The sequence below is a fragment of the Vibrio splendidus 12E03 genome (genome assembly GCF_000272105.2).
Taxonomy (GTDB): Bacteria; Pseudomonadota; Gammaproteobacteria; order Enterobacterales; family Vibrionaceae; genus Vibrio; species Vibrio splendidus_I.
The window spans coordinates 1-2,900 of record NZ_AJZD02000134.1; the positions used below are offsets into that span (position 1 = coordinate 1).

The window sequence follows — 2,900 nt, forward strand, 5'->3', positions numbered from 1 at the left end:
ACTTGGTAACAAGTGTCGTCTACTCGACATCACTATCGTGAAATCCCCTTCTGCATAGCCCTCCATTAAATAGACATCATCGCAGAGCGTTTTACAGAAGCGATAGACGCCTTGAGGATGATAACTCATCAAGGTATTACGCGAAGGATATTGGCTTGAATTGAGCAGATTAAAAATCACCGCCTGATTCGCTAGTCCAAACATACGAGTAATCATGTTAGTTAGGTAATCAGAATCGCGAGAGATATAGTTCAAAGAGCCACTGGCAATAACCACATCGTGCGCTTCTAGATTCATTTTACTCATGTCACCCGCCATAAACTTGCAGCGAGCTTCGGTGTAGTTTTGCTTGGCCTTTTTAAGAAAGTCGGCATGTTGGTCAACGCCTGTGTATGATTGGATACGGTAGATACTATCGAGCAGTTCGAACAACTCTCCATAGCCACATCCCAAATCCAAAACACTCTTATTTTCAAAATCTGTCGCGCGTGCAATCACTTCGAAACGACACAACTGGCTCTCTTCGTTGGTCCAACCTAGAGACTTTGCCCTATCCCCTTTCCAACGATGGGTTTGCTTTCGGTGATACCAATACACCTTAAAACGATCACGCCAATGCATTACACGCAACTCAACCACATAGTCAGACTTGCTAGGCTTCAGAGTCGTTAGTAAATAAGCCACCGATCTTATAACCAATCGCATAGCAAACCGCGGCAACGGTCACGAACACCAGTGCTGAGAAGAAGTACGCTGCCGATGCTGCTACACCTGCGCCCCAGACAACACTAAATACTAAACCGAGATAAGCTTCTTTTGGCCACTGAGAGATAGGAAACTGTTCACCACCAGCAATAAGATAAACCATCGCAAACAAGCCAATGAAGGTAACAATAAGACCGATGAGAACGCGAATGTTCATGGAGAGACCCTTGATTAATTTAGCTTGGTTGCCATTGTTCCTAGTCGAAAGCGGATATGCTTAGTCGGAACCGAATATTCTCAATCGAAATCGAATGTTCTTAATCGAAGCCGAATGCTATTAAACGCAACCTGATGATATTCAAGTATATCGGATAAAAGAACGTGGCTCTATTACTCTTCCGAGTGAGCTTTTACTCACTATAGACAAATCACAGTCGACAGCCAAAACCAGATTTAGCCTGGTTAACAGGCACAAAAAAGCGGACCCCCTCCTCACGTTAACTCCGTAAGCAAGATATCCGCTTTTACTCAATTTAGGCGCTTTAGCTGAATCTAGCTTAAAGCAAGATGAAAATACCCGCTAAACATGCACTCATTAGGTTTGCTAGCGTACCAGCAGCTACCGCTTTCAAACCTAGGTTAGCAACTTCAGCACGGCGCTCTGGAGCCATAACACCGATTGAACCTAACTGAATCGCGATAGAGCCGATGTTAGCAAAGCCACATAGAGCAAAAGTCACAATCACTTGGCTATGTTCAGATAGCAGCGCTTTGTTCTCAACGAAGTCGATGAAAGCGACAAACTCGTTCATTACGATCTTCTGACCAATGTAAGAACCCGCCATCAACACTTCATCGCTCGGAATACCGATTAGCCATGCTAGAGGCGAGAACAGGTAACCGAAGATAGCTTGCAGTGTAATGCCAGCAAACCCGAACGTTTCACCTAAGCTTTCCAATCCAGTATTTACCATAGCAATCACACTCACGAACGCAACCAACATAGTACCTACGGCTACCGCTACCTTCATACCGTTCATCGCGCCGCTTGCCAATGCATCAATCACGTTGCTTTGGTCAGCTTTATCTAGCTCAATGTGGTCGTAATCACTCGGTGTGCTTCGCTCCGGAACAATGATCTTCGCCATTAACAGGCTACCCGGCGCCGCCATAAAGCTTGCTGCAATAAGGTATTTAAGTTCAACACCAAGGCCAGCATAGCCCCCAAGAACACTACCAGCTACCGATGCCATACCGCCTGCCATTACAGCAAACAGTTCCGAACGAGTCATAGACTTTAAAAAGGGACGAATAAGAAGAGGAGACTCACCCTGAGAAAGGAAGATATTACCTGTAGCAACCAGAGATTCAGCTTTACTTGTACCCAGCAGTTTTTGCACCGCTCCGCCCAAGATTTGAATCACTTTTTGCATAACGCCTAAGTAATAAAGCGCAGAAATCAAAGCACTGAAGAAGATAATGATTGGAAGCACGCGAACCGCGAAAATGAAGCCTTCAGTAGCAAGGTCACCGAAAAGGAATGCGATACCAACGTCTGCAAAACCAAGCAGGCTAGAAACACCATTACTTAGGCTTGTTAGCGCCAATTGTCCCCATGGGAAATACAATACTAAGGCTGCAAATCCGATTTGAAGTAATAGTGCACGAGAGACCGTTTTCCAGTTAATTGAAGAACGACTTTCAGATAGCAGGTACGCGCAAGCAATCAGTGCAAGAACACCGACAAAACCAAATAGAATATTCATAATGTGTCCTAGTAATCCTTAAAGAGTGAGCATGAGCCAAGCAAATGACATCAAAGGAACAGGACAAAGAACCGCAAGCAAAACGCTACGCGATGAAGGAGCTAACAGGGTTAGCGAATGTAACAACGAGTTGTTCATGTAAAAAATCACCTTATACAAGCAGTGGAACGTAGCTGGTCCGGTCCGTGGGGTCATTCACATATCCATGTGACGGCTTGTATTGGCTAAGCACCGGCTTAAAACCGGAAAAGAAGTATAAACAGTTAAGTGAGACTTTCATCACATTTTTTGACGCAAACGATCGCGCGGTCAAGGATTAAGCAAAATACATTGTTTGTCGTCATTTTCGTGCTTCAAAACTGTAAACAATCTGTAGGGAGTTGAATTTGTAATGTTAAGTGGCTTTGTTGCGTAATTAAATTTATAGAT

3 protein-coding genes are annotated in these 2,900 nt (G+C 44.3%); all 3 read right to left on the minus strand.

The window, feature by feature from the left end; all coding sequences use genetic code 11:
- Positions 1–621 (minus strand): class I SAM-dependent methyltransferase (locus A142_RS10275; protein WP_019822630.1); only part of this gene is annotated, 621 nt, incomplete at its 3' end.
- 31 nt (positions 622–652) lie between these two features.
- Positions 653–922, minus strand: coding sequence for a hypothetical protein (locus A142_RS10280; protein WP_019822632.1), 270 nt, complete (start codon positions 920–922; stop codon positions 653–655).
- Positions 923–1,262: 340 nt separating this feature from the next.
- Positions 1,263–2,471 carry a NupC/NupG family nucleoside CNT transporter gene (locus A142_RS10285; RefSeq protein WP_017060598.1) on the minus strand — a complete coding sequence of 403 codons (1,209 nt, stop codon included), beginning with the start codon at positions 2,469–2,471 and terminating at the stop codon, positions 1,263–1,265.
- Positions 2,472–2,900: the final 429 nt, after the last annotated feature.

Excerpts from the sequence above, each read along its gene's own strand:
- A142_RS10280 (WP_019822632.1), bottom strand. The coding sequence starts at position 922 with ATGAACATTCGCGTTCTCATCGGTCTTATTGTTACCTTCATTGGCTTG.
- A142_RS10285 (WP_017060598.1), bottom strand. The coding sequence starts at position 2,471 with ATGAATATTCTATTTGGTTTTGTCGGTGTTCTTGCACTGATTGCTTGC.